This is a genomic window from Pseudomonas sp. GL_091, from assembly GCF_057837725.1.
This window is the reverse complement of sequence record NZ_CM174451.1, coordinates 6,078,316-6,100,456: the sequence shown is the minus strand read 5'-3', so window position 1 is coordinate 6,100,456 and position 22,141 is coordinate 6,078,316. Positions and strand designations below refer to the sequence as shown.

General features: G+C 59.3%; 19 protein-coding genes. 16 read left to right on the top strand and 3 right to left on the bottom strand.

The window, feature by feature from the left end; genetic code table 11:
* The first annotated feature begins 49 nt into the window (after positions 1-49).
* The 7 genes from AC3ITY_RS27700 (at position 50) to AC3ITY_RS27670 (ending at position 10,642) form a co-directional block, all read left to right on the top strand.
* Positions 50-679, top strand: coding sequence for a LysE family translocator (locus AC3ITY_RS27700; RefSeq protein ID WP_150727989.1), 630 nt, complete (start codon positions 50-52; stop codon positions 677-679).
* A gap of 161 nt (positions 680-840) precedes the next feature.
* Complete coding sequence (locus AC3ITY_RS27695) at positions 841-2,523, top strand: fatty acid--CoA ligase (protein WP_489306142.1); 1,683 nt, start codon at positions 841-843, stop codon at positions 2,521-2,523.
* A 339-nt stretch (positions 2,524-2,862) separates the two neighbouring features.
* Positions 2,863-4,764, top strand: a complete 1,902-nt coding sequence (locus AC3ITY_RS27690; protein WP_489306141.1) for a DUF1302 domain-containing protein — start codon at positions 2,863-2,865, stop codon at positions 4,762-4,764.
* A gap of 28 nt (positions 4,765-4,792) precedes the next feature.
* Positions 4,793-6,157, top strand: coding sequence for a DUF1329 domain-containing protein (locus AC3ITY_RS27685; RefSeq protein WP_489306139.1), 1,365 nt, complete (start codon positions 4,793-4,795; stop codon positions 6,155-6,157).
* A 174-nt stretch (positions 6,158-6,331) separates the two neighbouring features.
* Entirely contained in the window at positions 6,332-9,070 is a 2,739-nt protein-coding gene (locus tag AC3ITY_RS27680) for a winged helix-turn-helix domain-containing protein (protein WP_489306138.1), read from the top strand.
* An 86-nt stretch (positions 9,071-9,156) separates the two neighbouring features.
* Positions 9,157-9,798 (top strand): MBL fold metallo-hydrolase, encoded by a 642-nt coding sequence (locus AC3ITY_RS27675; RefSeq protein ID WP_057713346.1) that lies wholly within the window; start codon positions 9,157-9,159, stop codon positions 9,796-9,798.
* A gap of 103 nt (positions 9,799-9,901) precedes the next feature.
* Positions 9,902-10,642 (top strand): YiaD family glycine zipper/OmpA-like lipoprotein, encoded by a 741-nt coding sequence (locus AC3ITY_RS27670; RefSeq protein ID WP_489306137.1) that lies wholly within the window; start codon positions 9,902-9,904, stop codon positions 10,640-10,642.
* 199 nt (positions 10,643-10,841) lie between these two features.
* Here the strand turns inward: AC3ITY_RS27670 and AC3ITY_RS27665 are convergent, their stop codons facing one another.
* Positions 10,842-11,276 (bottom strand): Z-ring associated ZapG family protein, encoded by a 435-nt coding sequence (locus tag AC3ITY_RS27665; RefSeq protein ID WP_007989833.1) that lies wholly within the window; start codon positions 11,274-11,276, stop codon positions 10,842-10,844.
* A 144-nt stretch (positions 11,277-11,420) separates the two neighbouring features.
* Here AC3ITY_RS27665 and AC3ITY_RS27660 point away from each other — a divergent pair, with 144 nt between their 5' ends.
* From AC3ITY_RS27660 to zapE, 3 genes are all read left to right on the top strand, one after another.
* Positions 11,421-12,050, top strand: coding sequence for an alpha/beta hydrolase (locus AC3ITY_RS27660; protein ID WP_223459006.1), 630 nt, complete (start codon positions 11,421-11,423; stop codon positions 12,048-12,050).
* 24 nt (positions 12,051-12,074) lie between these two features.
* A complete protein-coding gene (locus AC3ITY_RS27655; protein ID WP_489306136.1) occupies positions 12,075-13,430 on the top strand; it encodes a tryptophan--tRNA ligase in 1,356 nt (451 codons plus the stop codon).
* A 90-nt stretch (positions 13,431-13,520) separates the two neighbouring features.
* The gene (gene zapE / locus AC3ITY_RS27650) at positions 13,521-14,615 is read left to right on the top strand and encodes a cell division protein ZapE (protein ID WP_489306135.1); all 1,095 of its coding nucleotides are present in this window, start codon (positions 13,521-13,523) and stop codon (positions 14,613-14,615) included.
* 98 nt (positions 14,616-14,713) lie between these two features.
* Here zapE and AC3ITY_RS27645 read toward each other — a convergent pair whose 3' ends face one another.
* Entirely contained in the window at positions 14,714-15,634 is a 921-nt protein-coding gene (locus AC3ITY_RS27645; protein ID WP_181432017.1) for a GlxA family transcriptional regulator, read from the bottom strand.
* A gap of 221 nt (positions 15,635-15,855) precedes the next feature.
* Between AC3ITY_RS27645 and AC3ITY_RS27640 the strand changes: the two genes are divergently transcribed.
* A complete protein-coding gene (locus AC3ITY_RS27640) occupies positions 15,856-16,992 on the top strand; it encodes an acyl-CoA dehydrogenase family protein (RefSeq protein WP_095965544.1) in 1,137 nt (378 codons plus the stop codon).
* Between the two features lie 104 nt (positions 16,993-17,096).
* Here the strand turns inward: AC3ITY_RS27640 and AC3ITY_RS27635 are convergent, their stop codons facing one another.
* Complete coding sequence (locus AC3ITY_RS27635) at positions 17,097-18,137, bottom strand: NADP(H)-dependent aldo-keto reductase (protein WP_046041912.1); 1,041 nt, start codon at positions 18,135-18,137, stop codon at positions 17,097-17,099.
* A 245-nt stretch (positions 18,138-18,382) separates the two neighbouring features.
* Here AC3ITY_RS27635 and rplM point away from each other — a divergent pair, with 245 nt between their 5' ends.
* The 5 genes from rplM to AC3ITY_RS27610 all read left to right on the top strand — a co-directional run bounded on the left by rplM (position 18,383) and on the right by AC3ITY_RS27610 (position 22,074).
* A complete protein-coding gene (gene rplM, locus AC3ITY_RS27630) occupies positions 18,383-18,811 on the top strand; it encodes a 50S ribosomal protein L13 (RefSeq protein WP_007917032.1) in 429 nt (142 codons plus the stop codon).
* A 14-nt stretch (positions 18,812-18,825) separates the two neighbouring features.
* Positions 18,826-19,218: a 30S ribosomal protein S9 gene (gene rpsI, locus AC3ITY_RS27625; RefSeq protein WP_003228056.1), complete on the top strand. Its 393-nt coding sequence runs from the start codon at positions 18,826-18,828 to the stop codon at positions 19,216-19,218.
* A gap of 269 nt (positions 19,219-19,487) precedes the next feature.
* Positions 19,488-20,081: a ubiquinol-cytochrome c reductase iron-sulfur subunit gene (petA, locus tag AC3ITY_RS27620; protein ID WP_046041913.1), complete on the top strand. Its 594-nt coding sequence runs from the start codon at positions 19,488-19,490 to the stop codon at positions 20,079-20,081.
* Positions 20,081-21,292, top strand: coding sequence for a cytochrome b (locus AC3ITY_RS27615; protein WP_489306132.1), 1,212 nt, complete (start codon positions 20,081-20,083; stop codon positions 21,290-21,292). Before petA ends, AC3ITY_RS27615 begins: the two co-directional genes overlap by 1 nt.
* Complete coding sequence (locus tag AC3ITY_RS27610) at positions 21,292-22,074, top strand: cytochrome c1 (protein WP_223458985.1); 783 nt, start codon at positions 21,292-21,294, stop codon at positions 22,072-22,074. The genes AC3ITY_RS27615 and AC3ITY_RS27610 overlap by 1 nt, the downstream gene beginning before the upstream one ends.
* The last annotated feature ends 67 nt before the right edge of the window (positions 22,075-22,141 follow it).

The following is a 22,141-nucleotide window of genomic DNA, read 5'->3' as shown; positions in this document are numbered from 1 at the left end:
GAGCCTACCAGATGAAATAAATAGTTACGCTTGGCCTGAAGGAGCCCCCATGTACTGGACAGAGTTCTTGACCGTTGCCCTGATTCACCTGCTGGCCGTGGCCAGCCCCGGCCCGGACTTTGCCGTGGTGGTGCGCGAGAGTGTCACCCACGGTCGCCGCGCGGGCACCTGGACCGCGCTGGGTGTGGGTACGGCGATTTTCCTGCACGTGGGTTACTCGCTGTTGGGTATCGGCCTGATCGTGTCCCAGTCGATCGTGCTGTTCAATGCCTTGAAATGGGCCGCCGCCGCTTACCTGCTGTACATCGGTTACAAGGCACTGCGCGCGCAACCGGCCAAGCCTGTGGCGGACGATCTGCACAAGGAAGCCGGCGAGCGCACCGCCCGTGGTGCCTTCACTTCAGGTTTCGTCACCAACGGTCTCAACCCGAAAGCCACGCTGTTCTTCCTCTCGCTGTTCACCGTGGTCATCAATCCGCAAACGCCACTAGCCGTGCAGGCCGGTTACGGGGTTTACCTGGCGGCGGCGACAGCGGTCTGGTTCTGCCTGGTGGCGATGCTGTTCAGCCAGCAGCGCGTGCGCGCCGGTTTCGCCCGCATGGGTCACTGGTTCGACCGGACCATGGGCGCGGTGCTGATTGCGATTGGCGTGAAGCTGGCTTTTACCGAGATGCATTGATTCCGTAGTCTCTACCGACAGAGAACCCCTGTGGGTGGTGGCGCAACGCTAGTATCTGCAGGGTTCTGCAAATCATTCCTTTGGCTGATTTGGCTGGCGCTCAAGGGCACTACAGTGCCTACTTTCAGTCACGACCGTGCAGTCAGATTAAAGGGATTATTATGTTGCAGACTCGCGTTATCCCCCCGGCCGAAGGCGCTTACCAGTACCCGCTGTTGATCAAACGGCTGCTGATGTCCGGTGCCCGTTATGAAAAAACCCGCGAGATCATCTACCGCGACAAGTTGCGCTACAGCTACCCGACCCTGATCGAACGGGTGGCCCGACTGGCCAATGTGCTGACAGCGGCCGGGGTCAAGCCCGGGGATGCCGTGGGTGTGATGGACTGGGACAGCCATCGATACCTGGAATGCATGTTCGCCATCCCGATGATCGGCGCGGTGATCCACACCATCAACGTACGCCTGTCGCCGGAACAGATCCTCTACACCATGAACCACGCCGAGGACCGCTTTGTGCTGGTCAACAGCGAGTTCCTCGGCCTCTACAAGGCCATCGAGGGACAACTGACCACGGTCGAGAAGACCCTGCTGCTGACTGACCTGCCGGAAAAAAACGCGGACCTGCCGAACCTCGTCGGCGAATACGAACAGCTGCTGGCCGCGGCGAGCCCGCAATACGACTTCGAGGACTTCGACGAAAACTCGGTCGCGACTACGTTCTATACCACTGGCACCACCGGCAACCCCAAGGGCGTGTATTTCACCCATCGGCAACTGGTGCTGCACACCATGGGCGTGTCGACCATCATGGGCGCGATCGATAGCGTGCGCCTGCTGGGCACCAACGACGTGTACATGCCGATCACCCCGATGTTCCACGTGCATGCCTGGGGCTTGCCGTACGTGGCGACCATGCTCGGGCTCAAGCAGGTGTACCCCGGTCGCTATGACCCGGAGTACCTGGTGGAATTGTGGCGCAAGGAGAAGGTCACGTTCTCCCATTGCGTACCGACCATTTTGCAGATGGTCCTCAATGCCAAGGCCGCGCAGAATGTCGACTTCGGCGGCTGGAAAATCGTCATCGGCGGCAGCGCCCTGAACCGCACGCTGTACGAGGCCGCCAAGGCCAAAGGCATTCAGTTGACTGCCGCCTACGGCATGTCGGAAACCGGGCCACTGGTGTCGTGCGCGCACTTGAACGATGAACTGATGGCCGGTACCGAAGACGAACGCACCACTTACCGGATCAAGGCCGGCGTGCCAGGGCCACTGGTGGAGGCGGCGATCGTCGACACCGAGGGCAACTTCCTGCCCGCCGACGGCGAGACCCAGGGCGAACTGGTGTTACGCGCACCGTGGCTGACCGAGGGGTACTTCAACGAGCCGCAGAAGGGCGCCGAACTCTGGGCCGGAGGCTGGCTGCACACCGGTGACGTGGCGACCCTGGACAGCATGGGCGTGATCGACATTCGTGACCGGATCAAGGACGTGATCAAGACCGGTGGCGAGTGGATCTCCTCCCTGGACCTGGAAGACCTGATCAGCCGTCATGCGGCGGTACGTGAAGTAGCAGTGGTGGGGATCCCCGACCCGCAGTGGGGCGAGCGGCCGTTTGCCCTGCTGGTGCTCCGTGAGGGTCATGCAATCGGGGCGCGGGAACTCAAGGAACACCTCAAGCCGTTTGTGGAGTTGGGGCACTTGAGCAAGTGGGCGATTCCGAGCCAGATCGCCCTTGTTACTGAAATTCCCAAGACCAGCGTCGGCAAACTCGACAAGAAGCGCATTCGTGTCGACATCACCGAATGGCAAGCCACCAACAGCACCTTCCTCTCGACGCTTTAAGCGCTTCTCGGCGTGCCCGAAAGGGCACGCCAGCCCCACCAAGCAAGCGCTTGGCTTGTCAAATCGAATTTTTCAGCCATTCTTGCCGTGCCGACGGGTGTCGGACTGGCGAAAGGACTGTTCCAGAGTGGCTGGCAACTGCAAATCACACTTTAGAGGGATCAAGCACTACTACCTGCTGGCTATAGTCCGTTCAAGGATTTTTAAGAACGGGGCAACCGCACGAACCGGGGCGATGCAACTTTGGAATGACTTTGGGATGCCATGGCTCCCGGTTATCCACAGCGTTTTTAGAAGTGCTCATTGCCATAAAAATAAAATGCACATGGAGTAGCGTCGATGACATCAGTAAACCAGTTCTGGCGCCGGGCGAAACTGCCCCTGGCTGTCAGTCTTGCCTCTACGCTCGCCGGGCCAGCATTCGGCGTCAGTTTCAACGTTGGTGAAATCGAAGGTCAGTTCGACTCATCCCTGTCGATTGGTGCCAGTTGGTCTACTCAGCAGCCGAACAAGAACCTCATCGGTGTCAACAACGGCGGCAAGGGTTTGTCCCAGACTTCTGATGACGGTCACCTGAACTTCAAGAGCGGGGAAACCTTCTCGAAGATCTTCAAGGGCATCCATGACCTTGAACTGAAATACGGCGATACCGGTGTTTTCGTCCGTGGCAAATACTGGTACGACTTTGAACTGAAGGACGAAAGCCGTCCGTTCAAGGACATCAGCGACGACGGCCGCAAGGAAGGCGCCAAGTCCGCTGGCTCTCAACTCCTCGACGCCTTCGTCTACCACAACTACTCCATTGCCGATCAGCCAGGCTCCGTGCGTCTGGGCAAGCAGGTCGTGAGCTGGGGTGAAAGTACCTTCATCGGTGGTGGCATCAACTCGATCAACCCGATCGACGTGTCCGCGTTCCGTCGTCCGGGTGCCGAGATCAAGGAAGGCCTGATCCCGGTCAACATGTTCTATGTGTCCCAGAGCCTGACCGAAAACCTCTCGGCCGAAGCGTTCTATCAAATTGAATGGGACCAGACCGTCGTCGACAACTGCGGCACGTTCTTCTCCCAGCCGGACATCGTTGCCGACGGCTGCGACAACAACCTGCGCGTGCTGAACAAGCGCTCGCAAATTCCGGCCATTGCCCTGGGGCCTTTGGCCGCCAACGGCGTCGACGTCAACGAAGAGGGTGTTCTGGTGCGTCGTGGCGCCGATCGTGATGCCCGCGACAGCGGTCAGTGGGGTGCGTCCTTCAAGTACATGTTCGATCCGCTGGACACCGAGTTCGGCGCCTACTTCATGAATTACCACAGCCGTGCGCCGATCTTCAGCGCCACCGGTGCGCCGCAGTCGGTCTACAACACGGCAAAAGCGCTGCCTGGCCCGTTCGCGGCACTCGGGCCACTGCTGGTGGCCGGTAATTCGCAATACTTCATCGAATACCCCGAGGACATTCGCCTGTATGGCTTGAGCTTCTCCACCACCCTGCCTACCGGTACGGCGTGGAGCGGTGAGATCAGCTACCGTCCGAACGCGCCAGTGCAACTCAACTCCACCGACATCCTGTTCTCCGGTATCCGTCCTTTGGGTAATAACAACCCGAACAATCCGTTGACCAATGCATCGCTGCTTACCGGCGTGCCGGGTCAGGACCTGCACGGGTATCGTCGCAAGGAAGTCACCCAATTCCAGACCACCCTGACGCACTTCTTCGACCAGGTCATGGGCGCCAGCCGTCTGACCCTGGTGGGTGAAGTGGGCGTGACCCACGTTGGCGGCCTGGAAAGCACTTCCGACGTTCGTTATGGCCGCGATCCGGTCTACGGCCCGGGTGAGTTGCCAGCCTCTGGCGCGCTCGATACCTGCGTGACGCTCAACACCAGCACCATCAACGGTGCCGGCCCGGGTACGCCGACCAACAACCGCAGCCGCAACTGCACCGAGGAAGGCTTCACCACCCCGACTTCTTGGGGCTACCGCGGTCGCGCCATCTGGGAATACAACGACGTGTTTGCCGGTGTGAACCTCAAGCCGAACGTTGCCTGGTCCCATGACGTGAGCGGTTACTCCCCTGGCCCTGGCGGCAACTTCGAGGAAGGCCGCAAGGCGGTGAGCCTGGGTGTAGACGCCGATTACCAGAACACCTACACCGCGAGCCTGGCTTACACCAACTTCTTCGACGGCAAGTACACCACCGTGGATGACCGCGACTTTGTTGCGCTCAGCGTCGGCGTGAACTTCTAAGCACTGTATTTTCTGGACGAGCGCATATATGAAAATAACAAAGAGTCTGTTCCACGCCGGTGTTCTGGGCCTTTCGCTGCTGGCGACCAGCGTCATCGCAGCGGTTCCCCAGGCTGAGGCCGACAAACTGGGCAAGAGCCTGACCCCGATGGGCGCCGAAATGGCAGGTAATGCCGACGGTTCGATCCCGGCCTGGAAGCCCATGGCGAAGAACGCCGGTACGGTCGACAGCAAAGGTTTCCTGTCCAATCCGTTCGCCAGCGAAAAACCGCTGTTCACCATCACGGCGCAGAACGTCGACCAGTACAAGGAAAAGCTCGCCCCGGGCCAGTACGCGATGTTCAAGCGCTACCCGGAAACCTTCAAGATGCCGGTCTATCCGTCTCATCGCGGTGCTACCGTGCCGGATGACGTGTTTGCCGCCATCAAGCGTAACGCCACCAACACCAACCTGGTGTCCGGCGGTAACGGTCTGGAGAACTTCGAAACGGCAGTGCCGTTCCCGATTCCCAAAAGCGGCGTGGAAGTTATCTGGAACCACATCACCCGCTATCGCGGGGGCAGCGTGACCCGTCTGGTGACCCAGGCCACACCACAGCCGAACGGTTCGTTCAGCCTGGTGTACTTCCAGGACCAGTTCGTGTTCCGCGACAAGATGAAGGATTACGACCCGAAAAACCCGGGCAACATCCTGTTCTACTTCAAGCAGAAAGTGACCGCGCCGGCTCGTCTGGCCGGTGGTGTGCTGCTGGTGCACGAGACCCTCGACCAGGTGAAGGAACCGCGTTCGGCGTGGGTCTACAACGCTGGCCAGCGTCGTGTGCGCCGTGCACCGCAAGTGTCCTATGACGGCCCGGGTACCGCGGCCGACGGCCTGCGTACCTCCGACAACCTGGACATGTTCAACGGTGCACCGGATCGTTACGACTGGAAGCTCGAAGGCAAGAAAGAGATGTACATCGGCTCCGATGCCTACAAGCTCGACGATCCGAAGCTCAAGTACGCGGACATCATCAAGGCCGGTCACATCAACCAGGACCTGGCTCGTTACGAGTTGCGTCGTGTGTGGCATGTGGTCGCAACCCTGAAGGAAGGTCAGCGTCACATTTACGCCAAGCGTGACTTCTACATTGACGAAGACACCTGGCAAGCAGCGGTCATCGACCATTACGACGGTCGTGGTCAACTGTGGCGCGTCGCCGAGGCCCATGCCGAGAACTACTACGACAAGCAAGTGCCGTGGTATGCCCTCGAAGCCCTGTATGACCTGCAATCGGGTCGTTACCTGGCGCTGGGCATGAAGAACGAAGAGAAGTCAGCCTATGACTTCGGCTTCACTGCCACCACCAGCGACTTCACCCCGGCGGCCTTGCGTCAGGATGGTGTTCGCTAAGGTGAACTGAGTAGAGGCCGCACCCTCTGAAAACGCCCCGACTGGTTCGGGGCGTTTTTTTGTTTGTAGACTTTTTGTAGCCATTTGTAGCAATTACCTTCATTCCCTATCCGTTTACGGCTAGTCTGCGGACATCTGCAACGCCGCCACCCGCAATTCAAACAAGAGCCGGCTATGACTGATTTGTCTACATCCCCAGGTTCTGCACACGTAGCTGTCGCGACACTCGACGGGCGCTTCTTCCGCCCGCCGTTGCCCGACGGCCATGTGCTGCGTCCACGTTTGTGTGAGCGCCTGAGTGCCGGGCTCGGTGGCAGGTTATTGCTGGTCAGCGCACCGGCAGGGTTCGGCAAGAGTTCGTTGGCGGTGGAGTTTTGTCAGGGATTACCGGCGCACTGGCAAAGTCTCTGGCTGGGGTTGAGCCCGCGCGACAGTGACCCGGGGCGTTTTCTCGAGCGCCTGCTGGAAGGCCTACAGGACTATTTTCCGCACCTGGGCAGGCAATCCCTCGGGCTGTTGAAAATGCGCCAGCGCCATCAGCCGTTCGCGTTCGAAGAGTGGCTGGACGGCCTGCTCGACGAATTGGCCGAGCACCTGTCCACGGCGACACCATTGCTGCTGGTGCTGGATGATTACCATCTGGCCCAGGGGCCGGTGCTGGACCGTTGCCTGCAATTTTTCCTCAATCATCTTCCCGATGGCTTGCTGGTAATGGTCACCAGTCGCCAGCGTCCCGACTGGCACCTGGCGCGGCTGCGGCTGTCGCGGCAATTGCTTGAGTTACATGAACAGGATTTACGCCTGACCCACGACGAGGCCTTGAGCCTGCTCGACCGGCACAGCAGTTCCTTGCGCGGTGAGGCACTGGAAAACCTGATCCAGCGCAGCGAAGGTTGGGTCGCTGGCTTACGTTTCTGGCTGCTGGCCGCCTCGGAGGCGGGCACCGATGGCGCACTGCCGCAATCGTTGCACGGCGGGGAAGGGCTGATCCGCGATTACCTGCTCGAAGAGGTCATCGATTGCCTGCCCGCCGAGGTTCAGTCGTTCCTCTATGACACGGCGCCCCAGGAGCGTTTTTGCAGCGAACTGTGCGATGCCGTTCGCGACGCCCATGACAGCGGGGAGATCCTGCGCTTCCTGCTTGCCCACCAAGTGTTCCTGGTGCCGCTGGACGAACATGGCCACTGGTATCGATACCACCACCTGTTTTCCGATTTGTTGCGCACGCGGCCGACTTCCCAGTCGATGGTGCCGGCCGCTAGCCTTCACCTGCGTGCCTGCCGCTGGTTCAATGCCCAGGGGCTGCTCGATGAGGCCGTGGAGCAGGCCTTGCGTGCCGGTCACCTGGATGTCGCGGCGAACCTGGTGCAAAACCTCTCCGAAGAGCAGCTGCTGGCCGAGCAGAACGTCGGCATGTTGCTGCGCTGGAAAATGGACTTGCCTGACAGCTTGCTGATCAGCACGCCGCGACTGATCGTGCTCTATAGCTGGGCGTTGGGGATGGCGTGCCAACTGGATGCCGCCGAAGAGCTGGCCAGCCATTTGAGCCGTTTCCTGCCTGCGCCGTCGGCCACCGCCCAGAAGTCGATGCTCGCTCAATGGCTGGCGTTGAGCGGCATCATTGCCCGTGGGCGCGGTAACCGCGAACTGACGTTGCGGTACTGCCGCGAAGCGTTGGAAAGTCTTCCGTCCAAGCGTTACGGCCAGCGCCTGATGTGTCTCTCGACCCTGTCCAACCTGGCCATTGCCGACGGTGATTTGTGGCGGGCACGGGGGCTGAACCGCGAATCGCTGGAGCTGGCGCAACGGGTCGGCAACCCCTTGTTCGAAGCACTGGCGCACTACGACCGGGCCCGGGTGCTGCAAGCACGCGGGGAAATCTGTCGGGCGCTGGAAGAGGTCCGCCAGGGAATGCAGCGCCTGCAGAGCTTGTCGGCGCAACGGCTGTATGCGGTTCGCGCCCGGCTGACCTTGTATGAAGGCTTTTTGCTGGCCCTGCGCATGCAGCCGCAGGCGGCGCGGGTGCGATTGCAGGCTGGTTTGAGCGAGGCGCGTGCCTGTCGTGACATCAGCGTGCTGATCGGCCACTGTGTGATTGCCAGGCTGGAAGGCAGCAGCGGCGAGTTCGCCAAGGCCTTTGCCGAACTGGCCGAAGCCGAACGGCTGATGCACATCTGGGATGTGCCGCCGATCTACTACCTGGCCATGATCACCCTGGTCAAATGCGAACTCTGGCTGGCCCAGGGGCGCACCGATCTGGCCGAAGCCTGGCTGGCGCGCCTGGGGCAGACCTATAACGGCGAAAACGGGGCAGCACCACCGGAATTCCACCCGCAATTGCCGCTGCATATCGAATTGCAACAAGCCTTGCTCGACGTCATCCAGGGCCAACCGATGCTGGCCGAAGGGCGTTTGAATGCGCTGCTCGAACATGGCCAGCAAAGCGGTCGGCAGATGCTCAGTGCCATGGCGTTGACCCAGAAAGTGGCGTTATTGCTTGGCAGCGGACGGGAACCGGAAGCACGCAAGGCACTGACCCAGGCATTGGACGCCGCGGGCGGAGGGGTGTTGCAACCCTTTGAGGGCTTGCTGGCCGAGCACCCGGACTGGCTGCGTGGGCAGCTTCAACAGTGTCCGCCAACCCCCGTTTCCCTGAGCCTCAGTGAAAAACTGCCAGCATTGGTTGCCCGCCCCGGACCGGAATCCTGCGCGGCTGCGGAGCAGCTCAGCACGCGGGAATTGGCGGTCCTGCGATTGATCGCCCAGGGCTGTTCGAACCAGGAAATCAGCGATCAGCTGTTTATTTCCCTGCACACGGTCAAGACCCACGCCAGCCACATCAACAGCAAGCTCGGGGTCGAGCGGCGTACACAAGCGGTGGCGCGAGCCAAGGAATTGGGGGTGCTGGGTTAAGGATTTTTCACGTTACACATCGCGGCCATTGGCTGGATACTCAATTGTGCGAAAATCGCTCGTCCCCGTTTATCGAGCAGGCCCCGATGTCCCAGCAACCCACCCTCATCCGCGAAACCTTCCCCGTCGGCCCGTTGCAGTGCAACTGCACGATCATCGGCGATCCGGTAACGAAAAAGGCCATCGTCGTCGATCCGGGTGGCAATCATGAACTGATCCTGGCGCGTCTCGATGCCTTGGGGCTGAAAGTGGTCAGCATCATTCACACCCATGCGCACCTCGATCATTTCCTGGCTTCCGGCCAACTCAAGGAGAAAACCGGCGCGACGCTGCATCTGCACAAGGAAGACCAGTTTCTGTGGGACAACCTGGAAATGCAGTGCCAGATGTTCGGCGTTCCTTATACCCCGGTGCCGTCCCCGGACCGCTGGCTGGCCGATGATGAAGAACTGGCCTGCGGCTGTGGCGTGGCGCTGCACACGCCGGGTCATACGCCGGGTTCCATGAGCTTCTGGTTTTCCGAGGCCAAGCTGCTGATTGCCGGTGATACGCTGTTTCGTCGCGGCGTCGGGCGCACGGATTTGTGGGGCGGCGACCAGGCGACCATCGTGCGTTCGATCAAGCAGCGGCTGTACACCCTCGACGAAGACGCGACCGTGGTGACCGGGCATGGACCGGATACCCGTCTGGGTGACGAAATGCGCGAGAACCCCTTTGTTCGGGGCTGATTTGTAACATTCGGAATTTTTACTCATTAACATGATCCAACGCCCGCAAAGGCTGATGCCTTGGTCCGTTGCACCACAGAATGCAAAAAAGTAGGAGCTTTACATGTTCACCACGCGTCGTTTGATTATTGTCGCTACGGCTGTGGCCGTTTTGTCCGGTTGTGCTTCGCCTAACCCTTACGGCGGTCAGGGCCAAGCTCAGGGCCAGGCGGATAGCGGCTCCGAAGGCATGAGCAAGACCGCGAAATACGGTGGCCTCGGCGCTCTGGCCGGTGCGCTGGCCGGTGCTGCGATCAACCACGATAACCGTGGCAAGGGCGCGCTGATCGGTGCGGCGGTGGTCGGTGCTTCCGCCGCCGGCTACGGCTACTACGCCGATCAGCAAGAGAAAAAGCTGCGCGCCAGCATGGCCAACACCGGTGTTGAAGTGCAGCGCCAGGGCGACCAGATCAAGCTGATCATGCCGGGCAACATCACGTTCGCTACCGATTCGGCGAACATTGCCCCAAGTTTCTATCAGCCGCTGAACAACCTGGCGGGCTCGCTGAAAGAGTTCAACCAGAACCAGATCGAGATCGTCGGCTATACCGACAGCACCGGCAGCCGCCAGCACAACATGGACCTGTCCCAGCGTCGTGCCCAGAGCGTGGCAACCTACCTGACCTCGCAAGGTGTCGGCGGTGCCAACCTGAGCGCTCGCGGTGCAGGTCCGGATAGCCCGGTTGCCAGCAACGGCGACGTCAATGGGCGGGCGCAGAACCGCCGTGTCGAGGTCAACCTCAAGGCGATTCCGGGTCAGCAGTATGGTGCCGAGCAGCAAGGTCAGGTTCAGCAGTACCCTTGATCGTCTGATTGAACCCCAGGCGTAAAAAGGCCCGCTCGATCCTCTACAGATCGGGCGGTTTTTTTTGTCGTCAGTTCCGGCCCCTTCGCGAGTAGGCCCGCGAAGGGGCCAGTGTGGGCACCGGAGATACAGGATCAGAAACAAAAAAGCCCCCGGACAATCACGTGTCCGGGGGCTTTTTGCCATGCGCGAAAGCTGATTACTTCTTCAGACCGTAATGCTCATCGAGCATGCCCGGCGCGTTCGGGGCTTTCGGTGCGTAGTCGCGAGGCGGTTCCTGATTGCGTGGCGGCGTCAGGCGTTCCCGTGGAGCCTGTGCTGCATCGGCATGCAGGGAAGCCAGCAGGCGTTGGCGAGTCTGTTCGTCCAGGGCCAGGCGATTGGCACCCTCGGCGAGATGGTCCTGCACTTCCTGATAGCTCTGAGTCAGTTTCTTGACCAGTGTCGCGGTGCTGTTGAAGTGGGTCACCACCTCGTTCTGATAACTGTCGAAACGTTCCTGAATATCGTCCAGCTGACGCTGCGTGCGGCTAGGCGCAGCGTTCGGTGCAACGCGAGCGATCAGGAACCCAATGGCGACACCCACAACCAGGGCAAGAGTCGGTAACAACCAAACTAAGAGCGAGTGTTCCACGAGTCCTTCCTCTATAAACGGCTTTGCTTTACGTTAACGGCTCGAACCTGCGCTGTATACCGCGATTCACTCGCAATAGACAGCCACAGACAATTTGCTAGACGAGTCGACCTGATCCGAGGTCACGGAGTTCCTTCCTTGCTTATGCGTGAAACCCCTGTAGTGATTGATGGCCCGGTGGGTCAACTGGAAGCACTGTACCTGGACAACGAGCAGCCGCGTGGCCTCGCGCTCATCTGCCATCCGAACCCGGTGCAGGGCGGCACCATGCTCAACAAAGTGGTCTCGACCCTGCAGCGCACCGCACGTGATGCCGGTTTGATCACCTTGCGCTTCAACTACCGTGGCGTCGGCGCCAGCGAAGGCTCCCACGACATGGGCACCGGTGAAGTCGATGATGCCCAGGCTGTGGCCGAATGGTTTCGCGCCAGACACCCGGAATTGCCGCTGACACTGTTCGGTTTCTCCTTCGGTGGATTTGTTGCAGCAAGTCTCGGCGGACGTCTGGAAGCGAAGGGCGAACAGCTCAAGCACCTGTTCATGGTCGCGCCGGCGGTCATGCGCCTGGGCGATCAGGATCAGTTGCCGCAGCACGGCGAACTGACCCTGATCCAGCCGGAAACCGACGAAGTGATCGATCCACAAGTCGTTTACGAGTGGTCCGACAAGCTCGAACGTCCCCATGAGCTGCTGAAAGTGGCAGAATGCGGACACTTTTTTCATGGCAAGCTGACCGATCTCAAGGATCTGATCCTGCCGCGTCTCTCGAATTGATTGCAGTCTGACAAGCGATTACCCATGACGACTCGTACCCGTATCCTCACCGGCATTACCACCACCGGCACGCCGCACCTGGGCAACTACGCTGGCGCCATCCGCCCGGCGATCGTCGCCAGCCGTGACAGCAATGCCGATTCGTTCTACTTCCTGGCCGACTACCACGCCCTGATCAAGTGCGATGACCCGCTGCGCATCCAACGCTCGCGTCTGGAAATCGCTGCGACTTGGCTGGCCGGTGGCCTGGATGTCGACCGCGTGACCTTCTACCGCCAGTCCGACATCCCGGAAATCCCCGAACTGACCTGGTTGTTGACCTGCGTTGCCGCCAAGGGCCTGCTCAATCGCGCCCACGCCTACAAGGCTTCGGTGGACAAGAACGTCGAGACCGGTGAAGACCCTGACGCCGGCATCACCATGGGCCTGTACAGCTACCCGGTGCTGATGGCCGCGGACATCCTGATGTTCAATGCGCACAAGGTGCCAGTCGGTCGTGACCAGATCCAGCACGTGGAAATGGCGCGGGACATCGGCCAGCGTTTCAACCACCTGTTTGGCCAGGGCAAAGAGTTCTTCACCATGCCCGAGGCGTTGATCGAAGAGAGCGTCGCCACGTTGCCGGGCCTGGATGGCCGTAAGATGTCGAAGAGCTACGACAACACCATTCCGCTGTTCAGCAGCGCCAAAGAGATGAAGGACGCGATTTCGCGGATCGTCACCGACTCCCGCGCGCCGGGCGAAGCGAAAGATCCAGACAACTCGCACCTGTTCACCCTGTTCCAGGCGTTCGCCACCCCGGCGCAAGCCGACGAGTTCCGCAGCGAACTGTTGCAGGGCCTGGGATGGGGCGAGGCGAAGAGTCGCCTGTTCCAGCTGCTGGACAGCGAGCTGGGCGAATCCCGCGAGCGTTATAACCAGCTGATCGAGCGCCCGGCAGATCTGGAAGACATCCTGCAACACGGCGCGAAAAAGGCCCGTTCGGTAGCGACGCCGTTCCTCAACGAACTGCGTGAAGCGGTGGGCCTGCGCTCCTTCGTTGCCCAGACTCAAGTAGCGGCGACCACCAAGAAGAAAGCTGCGAAGGCTGCACGTTTTGTCAGCTTCCGTGAAGACGACGGCAGTTTCCGCTTCCGTCTGCTGGCGGCCGATGGTGAACAACTGCTGCTGTCGCGCAACTTCGCCGACGGTAAAACCGCAGGGCAAGTGACCAAGCAGCTGCAAGCGGGCCAGGATCTGGACGTGCGCAGTGAAGGCCAGGGCTTCAGCGTCTGGCTGGAAGGCGAGTGCGTTGCCGACAGCCCGGCCTTCGCCGACAGCGCCGCGCGTGACGCGGCCATCGAAGCCTTGCGCATTGCCCTGACGCCGGTTCAGGAATAAACAACGGTTCGGCCCGACCAAGGGCCGATTGCCATTCCTCGGGGCCGTCGCTACAGTGTCGGCCCGTTTTTGTTGCCTTGCTAACGAATTATGACGCCCCTAGAACGATATCAAGCTGATCTGAAACGCCCGGAATTCTTCCATGACGCCGCACAGGAAACTGCCGTGCGTCATTTGCAGCGCCTGTACGACGACCTGGTCGCGGCCGAGCAAAACAAGCCGGGCCTGCTGGGCAAGTTGTTTGGCAAGAAGGATCAGACCCCGGTCAAGGGCCTGTATTTCTGGGGTGGCGTAGGTCGCGGCAAGACTTACCTGGTGGACACCTTCTTTGAAGCGCTGCCCTTCAAGGAAAAGTCCCGCACTCACTTCCACCGCTTCATGAAGCGCGTGCACGAAGAGATGAAGACCCTGGTCGGCGAGAAAAACCCGCTGACCATCATCGCCAAGCGCTTCGCCACCGAAGCCCGGGTCATCTGCTTCGATGAATTCTTCGTTTCCGACATCACCGACGCCATGATCCTTGGCACCCTGATGGAAGAACTGTTCAAGAACGGCGTGACCCTGGTCGCGACTTCGAACATCGTGCCGGACGGTCTGTACAAGGACGGCCTGCAACGCGCACGCTTCCTGCCGGCCATTGCGCTGATCAAGCAGAATACCGAGATCGTCAACGTCGACAGCGGCGTCGACTATCGTCTGCGTCACCTCGAACAAGCGGAGCTGTTCCACTATCCACTCGACGAAGCCGCCAACGAAAGCCTGCGCAAGAGCTTCCGTGCGCTGACGCCGGAATGCACGGCGGCGGTCGAAAATGACGTGCTGATGATCGAAAACCGTGAAATTCGTGCCCTGCGTACCTGCGATGACGTGGCCTGGTTCAACTTCCGTGAACTGTGCGACGGCCCGCGCAGCCAGAACGACTACATCGAGCTGGGCAAGATCTTCCACGCGGTGTTGCTCAGCGATGTCGAGCAGATGAGCGTCACCACCGACGACATCGCCCGACGCTTCATCAACATGGTCGACGAGTTCTACGACCGTAACGTGAAGCTGATCATTTCTGCCGAAGTCGAGCTTAAAGACCTGTACACAGGTGGCCGGCTGAACTTCGAGTTCCAGCGTACCTTGAGCCGTCTGCTGGAAATGCAATCCCACGAATTCCTGGCCCGGGCGCACAAGCCGTAGGACGATTCGGAAAGTAAAAAAAGGCCTGCGATTGCAGGCCTTTTTTGTGCGCTATAGGTTCACCGGGATCCCTGTGGGATTTGTTTGAGGCCTGAGGCCTACGCCGCCTGCTGAAACTGCTGCCGATACTGGTTCGGCGACAACTCCGTGTGCTGGCGGAACAACCGGGCGAAGAAGCTCGCATCGTCGTAACCGACTTCATAGCTGATCGTCTTGATGCTTTTGCGGCTGCCGGACAGCAAGCCCTTGGCGGTTTCGATGCGCAGGCGTTGCAGGTAATGCAGTGGTTTGTCGCCGGTGGCGGTCTGGAAGCGGCGCATGAAGTTGCGGATGCTCATGCCGTGTTCGCGGGCGACGTCTTCGAAACGGAACTTGTCGGCGAAGTGTTCTTCGAGCCAGTGCTGGATCTGCAGGATGATCACGTCCTGGTGCAGCTTCTGCCCGCCGAATCCAATCCGTCCTGGCGAGTAGCTGCGTTGCACCTCATACAGAATGTCCCGGGCTACGGCCTGGGACACATTGGCGCCGCAGAAGCGCTCGATCAGGTAAATGTACAGGTCGCACGCCGAGGTGGTGCCGCCGGCGCAGTACAGGTTATCGGCGTCGGTCAGGTGCTTGTCCTGATTGAGTTGGACCTGGGGGAAGCGTTCGGCGAAGGCATTGAAGAAGCGCCAGTAGGTGGTCGCTTCCTTGCCATTGAGCAACCCGGCTTCGGCCAGCCAGAAAACACCGGTGGCCTCGCCGCACAGTACGGCACCGCGCGCATGTTGCTGGCGCAACCAGGGCAGGACTTGTGGGTAACGTTTGCAGAGGCTGTCGAAATCGTCCCAGAACGCGGGAAGAACGATGATGTCGGCGTTTTCCAGCCCGCCATCCACCGGAATCAGCACATCGCTGAAGGTGTTGACCGGCTTGCCGTCGGGGCTGACCAGACGGGTTTCGAACGCCGGTGTCAGGCCCTGGCCCAGCTGTTTGCCGTAGCGCAGGCTGGCGAGGTGGAAGAAATCCTTGGCTTGCATGAGGGTAGAAGCGAAAACCCGGTCGATGGCCAGGATGCTGACGCGCCGCAGGGGCGTGGAGGCTTGGTTAGACATAATTCAACTTTATTTTTATAGGGGGAAGTGGTCACCAGACGGCTGGATCGTCTTATTTTTTGTCGGATGTGTCCAGTGTCCTGTATCGGAAGCGAGGCTTAGGCTCTGACGGTCAATTCCTTCTAATAACAAAGAAAAGGTGTCGCATGATCCCCAGAACCCTGTTCAGTTCCGAGCACGAGCTTTTCCGCGACAGCGTGCGAACGTTCCTCGAAAAAGAGGCGGTGCCGTTCCATGGGCAATGGGAAAAACAAGGTTATATCGACCGCAAGCTGTGGAACAAGGCGGGGGAGGCGGGGATGCTGTGCTCGCACCTGCCGGAAGAGTACGGCGGCCTGGGGGCGGACTTTCTCTACAGCGCGGTGGTGATCGAAGAAGTGGGGCGACTTGGCCTGACCGGCATCGGTTTTTCCCTGCACTCGGACATCGTGGCGCCCTACATCCTGCATTACGGCAGTGAAGCGCTGAAGCAGAAATACCTGCCGAAGCTGGTGTCCGGCGAGATGGTTACTGCGATCGCCATGACTGAACCGGGCGCCGGCTCCGATCTGCAGGGGGTGAAAACCACGGCCGTGCTCGATGGTGATGAGTATGTGATCAACGGCTCCAAGACCTTTATCACCAACGGCTACCTGGCCGATCTGGTGATCGTCGTCGCCAAGACCGATCCGAAGGCTGGCGCGAAGGGCACCAGTCTGTTTCTGGTGGAAGCCAATACGCCGGGCTTCGACAAGGGCAAGCGCCTGGAGAAGGTCGGGATGAAAGCCCAGGATACCTCGGAGCTGTTCTTCCAGGACGTGCGTGTGCCCAAGGAAAACCTGCTGGGTCAGGCCGGGATGGGCTTTGCCTACCTGATGCAGGAGTTGCCCCAGGAGCGCCTCACCGTAGCCGTTGGCGGGCTGGCTTCAGCCGAAGCGGCACTGCAGTGGACGCTGGACTACACCCGCGAGCGCAAGGCGTTCGGCAAGTCGATCGCGGATTTCCAGAATACCCGGTTCAAGCTGGCGGAGATGGCCACGGAAATCCAGATCGGCCGGGTCTTCGTCGACCGCTGCCTGGAACTGCACCTGCAAGGCAAGCTCGACGTGCCGACGGCGGCGATGGCCAAGTACTGGGGCACCGACCTGCAGTGCAAGGTTCTCGATGAGTGTGTGCAGTTGCACGGTGGTTACGGGTTCATGTGGGAGTACCCGATCGCGCGGGCATGGGCGGATGCGCGGGTCCAGCGGATCTATGCTGGCACCAATGAAATCATGAAGGAGATCATTGCCAGATCATTGTAGGAGCGAGCTCGCTCGCGATGGTCGTCAATAATAACGTTGAAAACCTGACACCCAACGGGGTGCTCAGGTTTTTCGCGAGCAAGCTCGCTCCTACAAGTGGGGGGTTACGGCGCCGGATTCGGATGATCCTTGTGAATCGCCTCGATCCCTTCCAGTACCTCCTCCGACAATTTCAGATCAAAACTGGCGATGTTGCTCTCCAGTTGCTCCATCGTCGTTGCGCCAATGATGTTGCTGGTCACGAATGGCTGCTGCGTCACGAACGCCAGGGCCATTTGCGCCGGGTCCAGGCCGTGTTCGCGAGCCAGAGCCACGTAACGGCTGCAGGCTGCTTCCGACTGTGGGTTGAAATAGCGGCTGAAGCGACTGTAGAGGCTCAGGCGACCTTTTGGCGGGCGGGCGCCACCTTCGTACTTGCCTGACAGGAAACCGAACGCTAGCGGCGAATAGGCGAGCAGGCCGCATTGCTCGCGGATGGCGATTTCCGCCAGGCCGACTTCGAAACTGCGGTTGAGCAGGTTGTACGGATTCTGGATCGACACCGCGCGTGGCCAGCCACGAGCTTCGGCCAGGGCCAGGAAGCGCATGGTGCCCCACGGCGTCTCGTTGGACAGGCCGATGTGGCGGATCTTGCCGGCGCGGACCTGCTCGTCCAGTGCTTCGAGGGTGTCTTCCAGCGGGGTCAGGTTGGCTTCGATCTTGTGCTTGTAGCCCAGCTGCCCGAAGAAGTTGGTGCTGCGCTCCGGCCAGTGCAATTGATACAGGTCGATGTAATCGGTCTGCAGGCGCTGGAGGCTGGCGTCCACCGCTTCGCTGATGTGCTGGCGGTTGTGGCGCAGGTTTTTATCGCGGATGTAGTCGATGGTGTTGCCGGGGCCGGCGATCTTGCTGGCCAGGATCCAGTCGGCGCGGTCACCGCGGCTTTTGAAGTAATTGCCGATGTAGCGTTCGGTGGTGGCGTAGGTTTCGGCCTTGGGTGGCACCGGGTACATCTCGGCGGTGTCGATGAAGTTGATCCCGGCACTCTTTGCCCGCTCAATCTGGGCGAAGGCGTCTGCCTCGCTGTTTTGCTCGCCCCAGGTCATGGTTCCGAGGCAGAGGGCACTCACGTTCAGATTGGTTCGGCCTAGCTGGCGATAGTCCATCGGGTGCTCCTTGGGCAAAACAATCATAAAAGCAGGTTGAATTATTTTTCGCAATCTGCATAATTGCGCACCTCTTTCTGCAGTGGAAGTGATGCGCCGCCGCCGAAGAATCTTGCCGTTGAACGGACGCGCCGACCCGAGCCCCCGAAAGCGTCTGTATCCGGCTGCCTTTGACTTGTCAAAGTACGCACTATTCAGTAAGATCCGCCGTCTAATTTACAGGGCGGCCCCTGAGGCTATAAAGAATGAAAACTTTTACTGCTAAACCGGAAACAGTAAAGCGCGACTGGTTTGTCGTCGACGCTGCTGGTCAGACCCTGGGTCGTCTGGCCACCGAAATCGCGAGCCGTCTGCGTGGCAAGCACAAGCCTGAGTACACTCCTCACGTTGACACCGGCGACTACATCGTCGTAATCAACGCTGAGCAGATTCGTGTTACCGGTGCTAAAACCACTGACAAAATGTACTACTCCCACTCCGGTTTCCCGGGCGGCATCAAGTCGATCAACTTTGAAAAGCTGATCGCCAAGGCCCCTGAGCGCGTGATCGAGACCGCGGTTAAAGGCATGCTGCCTAAAAACCCACTGGGTCGCGACATGTACCGTAAGCTGAAAGTCTATGCGGGCGCTGCACACCCACATACTGCTCAGCAGCCCCAAGAACTGAAGTTTTAACGGAATAGTACATTATGTCGGCGACTCAAAATTACGGCACTGGCCGTCGCAAGACCGCAACCGCACGCGTTTTCCTGCGTCCGGGTACTGGTAACATCTCCATCAACAACCGTTCGCTGGATAACTTCTTCGGTCGCGAAACTGCCCGCATGGTAGTTCGTCAGCCGCTGGAGCTGACTGAGACTGTCGAGAAATTCGACATCTACGTCACCGTGATCGGCGGTGGTGTGAGTGGTCAGGCTGGCGCAATCCGCCACGGCATCACTCGTGCTCTGATGGACTACGACGAGACTCTGCGCAGCGCCCTGCGTAAAGCCGGCTTCGTAACCCGCGATGCTCGTGAAGTTGAACGTAAGAAAGTCGGTCTGCGTAAAGCGCGTAAGCGTCCGCAGTACTCGAAGCGTTAATTCGCTTTCACGTTCAAAAAAAGAACGCCCAGTTTCCTCACGGAGCTGGGCGTTTTTTTATGTCTGCGATTTATCAAAGAATTGCGCTGTGACAACTTGCCACATCCGCAGACGCCCTATACTACAAGGCTTGGGGGTGATGGGCTCCGGTAATTACCTTGTCAGAATTGGGGCTTTTCATTACCATTCGGCAAAATTTTTATAAGTACATAGTTTTACTTAGTAGATGCCTGATTTAACAGGCCACAAAGCTGATGGGAGAGGACTGAATGAGCAATGACGGCGTGAATGCAGGCCGGCGTCGCTTCTTGGTAGCAGCCACATCCGTGGTGGGTGCTGCAGGAGCGGTGGGGGCTGCGGTCCCGTTCGTGGGGTCATGGTTTCCCAGTGCCAAGGCGAAAGCCGCAGGTGCACCGGTGAAAGTGAATGTCAGCAAAATCGAGCCAGGGCAGCAGATGATTGCTGAGTGGCGCGGCCAGCCGGTGTTCATCGTCCGCCGTACACAGGAAATCCTGGGGAATCTGAAGAAGATCGAGGGCCAGCTCGCTGACCCGACCTCCAAGAACTCGACACAACCGACTTACGTTGATCCGGAAACCCGTTCGATCAAACCTGAGGTCCTGCTGCTGATCGGTATCTGCACGCACTTGGGTTGCTCGCCGACCTTCCGTCCCGAAGTGGCACCTGCGGATCTGGGTAAGGACTGGGTAGGCGGCTATTTCTGCCCTTGCCACGGTTCCCACTACGATCTGGCTGGTCGCGTCTACAAGTCGCAGCCTGCGCCTTTGAACCTGCCAGTTCCCCCGCATTCCTATGAGACCGATGAAATTATTATCATTGGCGTCGATACGGAGAAGGCGTGATGAGCAAGTTCATGGATTGGGTTGATGCGCGCTTTCCCGCCACCAAGATGTGGGAAGACCATCTCAGCAAGTATTACGCTCCGAAGAACTTCAACTTCTTCTATTTCTTTGGCTCCCTGGCGCTGCTCGTTCTGGTCAACCAGATCGTCACCGGTGTCTGGCTGACCATGAGCTACAACCCGTCGGCGGAAGAGGCGTTCGCTTCCGTCGAATACATCATGCGTGACGTCGAGTACGGCTCGATCCTGCGTCTGCTGCACTCCACCGGCGCTTCGGCGTTCTTCATCGTGGTCTATCTGCACATGTTCCGTGGCCTGCTCTACGGTTCGTACCAGAAGCCGCGTGAGCTGGTGTGGGTCTTCGGCATGCTGATCTACCTGGCGCTGATGGCCGAAGCCTTCATGGGTTACCTGCTGCCGTGGGGCCAGATGTCTTACTGGGGTGCCCAGGTGATCATCTCGCTGTTCGGTGCGATCCCGGTCATCGGTAACGACCTGACTCAGTGGATTCGTGGTGACTACCTGATTTCCGGTATTACCCTGAACCGCTTCTTCGCCCTGCATGTGGTTGCCCTGCCGATCGTTATCCTGGGTCTGGTGGTGTTGCACATCCTGGCGTTGCACGAAGTCGGTTCGAACAACCCGGACGGCGTGGACATCAAGAAACACAAGGACGAAAACGGCATACCGCTGGATGGCATTGCCTTCCACCCGTACTACACCGTGAAAGATATCGTCGGCGTGGTGGTGTTCCTGTTCATCTTCTGCTCGATCGTGTTCTTCTTCCCGGAAATGGGCGGCTACTTCCTTGAAAAGCCGAACTTTGAAGTGGCGAACGCCTTCAAGACCCCAGAGCACATCGCTCCGGTCTGGTACTTCACCCCGTTCTACGCCATCTTGCGTGCAATTCCGGACAAGCTCCTTGGTGTGATCGCCATGGGCGCGGCTATTGCTGTGCTGTTCGTCCTGCCATGGCTGGACCGTAGCCCGGTCAAGTCGATGCGCTACAAGGGCTGGATGAGCAAAATCTGGCTCTGGGTGTTCTGCATCGCGTTCGTGATCCTGGGTGTGCTGGGCGTATTGGCCCCAACCCCTGAGCGTACGTTGTTGTCGCAGGTATGTACCTTCCTGTACTTCGCCTACTTCATTCTGATGCCGTTCTACACCAGGCTCGAGAAGACCAAACCGGTTCCGGAAAGGGTGACTGGCTGATGAAAAAACTATTTGCTGTATTGATGCTTGCAGCGCTGCCAGTGTTCGCTTTCGCAGCTGAGCACGGTGGCCCCGAGCTGGAAAAAGTCGACATCGACGTTTCCGATAAAGCAGCCATGCAGGACGGCGCACGTACGTTCGCCAACTACTGCATGGGTTGCCACAGTGCCAAGTTCCAACGCTATGAGCGTGTTGCCGACGACCTGGGCATTCCCCATGAGTTGATGCTGGAGAAGCTGATGTTCACGGGTGCCAAGATCGGCGACCACATGAGCATCGGCATGCAGCCAGCGGACGCCAAGGCCTGGTTTGGCGCAGCGCCGCCGGACCTGACCCTGGTTGCCCGTGTACGCGGCACCGACTGGCTCTACGGTTACCTGAAGTCGTTCTACGAAGATCCTGCGCGCCCATGGGGCGTGAACAACAAGGTTTTCCCGAACGTAGGCATGCCTAACGTCCTGGCCGGCCTGCAAGGTCGCCAGGTGGTTGGTTGCAAACAGGTTCAGATCGTCGAAGACGGCAAGAAGCAATTTGATCCGTTGACTGGCACGCCATTGACTCATGAAGCGTGCGATCAACTGACCATCGTGCCGAAAAGCGGTGCTCTGACTGAAGAGCAGTTCGATGAGAAGGTCAAGAATCTGGTAACCTTCCTGGCTTACTCGGCTAACCCGGTTAAGCTGCAACATCAGCGCATCGGTACGTATGTATTGTTGTACCTGGCGTTCTTCTTCGTCTTCGCTTACCTGCTCAAGCGCGAATACTGGAAAGACGTGCACTGATAAAGCTTCAAGCTATTGCTGTTAATCGCGCGCGCCCAAGGGCGCCTCTGAAGATGTAGCGAAACTG